Origin of the sequence: Parapedobacter flavus (genome assembly GCF_035818675.1) — a bacterium.
Taxonomy (GTDB): domain Bacteria; phylum Bacteroidota; class Bacteroidia; order Sphingobacteriales; family Sphingobacteriaceae; genus Parapedobacter; species Parapedobacter flavus.
The window spans coordinates 1-1628 of sequence record NZ_JAYKZZ010000061.1 but is presented as its reverse complement, the minus strand read 5'-3'; the positions used below and the strand labels follow the sequence as shown (position 1 = coordinate 1628).

The window sequence follows — 1628 nt, the reverse complement described above, 5'->3', positions numbered from 1 at the left end:
TTAAAGATTAAATATAGCAACCATTTTGCTTTTATTTTTGTCCCTTTTGGGTCGTTACTGACCGGGTGCCGGGAAGTAGTCAGTGTGAATTGCTGGGCCAAACTGGTACAGAGGAGGTTTTTCCGGTTTTTTTGTCGTTTTCTGGCAGGCTAAGACATAGCTTCCCTGTAATGTTATTGATTTTCAACAGGTTGCACGGTTGCTTATTTGGCTTTAGGTCAATAAAGGCGAGTAGTCCTTTTCGGTATATAGCTTGAGCACATAGTTTCTTCCCGTCCTGATCCATTTCCCCGCCACTGTTATGAAACGGAAGATGAATTTTTTCAGCCTATAGTTGGGTTTCAGCCAGGAAAGCTTTTTGGAATATTCTCCGACCAGGTAACTGTAAAAATTGGCGTAGATGGCCGTCATGATCATAAAGGCGGTATTCTCCGATAAAAAAGAGCAGGGCATTTTGGCCCAACCGAAGTCGTTGTTCATCACATCGAAAATCCGCTCGCTTTCCCCTCTGGCATTATAGAAGGCCACCACTTCCTTATTGGGACTCTCCAAGTCATTGGTCAGGATGCCCCTGTAGGTATAGGCCCCACCGCTGAACATATCGGTCTGTGCATCCCTTCTCTTTATCCTGCTGATGACCAGCCGGTAGGGGTTGTCCCCGCCAAACGGTCTGTAACCGGGGATGTCGGCCACCTCCATCTCCTGGATGCCCAGGCGGGTCTTCTCCCAGTCCCCTTCGGGGACAGATCCGATCATCCCATCCATCTTTGCACATCGGTTTGCCCTGATGTAAAAAGACCTGCAGTTCTGTTCCACCATGTCCACTACCTCTTTCTGGTAAGAAGCCGAATCGGCCCTGAACCTGCCTATGCTGATCCGGTTACCGGCCAGGCTGGCAAACGCCCTTTCCAGCGTCTCTGCCTGAAGGTATTTTGCCGGACTGTTTCCGTTCCTGCCCTCCAGGTATACCGGCATGTTGTCTATGGAGGCTATTCCCGGCTGGTAGCCGTATGTCTTTTTATAAGTCATTCCAGCATCGTATTTCTCTGTCGGCTGGACCTGGTTGTCATAGTCAAGGTCATACCGTTTGTTTTCCCTGAGCTGGCCGGTCAGCTTTAATGCCTTTACCAGTAAGTCATTGAGTTTAGGATTCAGGTTGAAGCCGTGCTTTACCCCGGTAACAGGATTTTCAAAGACTTCGGTAGCAGTGGCCAGTTCCTTGATGCCCCGGAGGATGGTATCCGCACTGCACACCTGAATACCCCTGACATTGCGCAGATGTTCCCTGAGATGGTCATTGACATCCTCTGTACAGTCCCCTCCGTTTAAATAGATGGCAAGGTGGTTGGTGAAAATATCGCTATAGGAAAAGCCGAAGGTCTTTACCCTCATCCCCAGCTGATTATCTATCAGATCCGGAAGGCCGGAATCTTTAAACGAATTGAAAACAAAATTAAAGCCGCCAAAGGGTGTGATTTTTTCTGATGAATTGGTTACTTTCATGCCAACTTATTTATCTGAGTGGTATCATCTAAATAAGTGAAAAAAAATGAGCCGGAAAAGCCTGAATCCAATAAATTCAGGCCTATTTCGGCTCTTTTTATTTATCTATTTGCGGATTTAAGGTA

General features: G+C 47.1%; 1 protein-coding gene. It reads right to left on the bottom strand.

All coding sequences use genetic code 11. The annotated features are described in order from the left end of the window. Positions 1-213: 213 nt before the first annotated feature. Positions 214-1503 (bottom strand): IS1380 family transposase, encoded by a 1290-nt coding sequence (locus U9S71_RS20850; RefSeq protein ID WP_185269626.1) that lies wholly within the window; start codon positions 1501-1503, stop codon positions 214-216. Between the last annotated feature and the right edge of the window lie 125 nt (positions 1504-1628).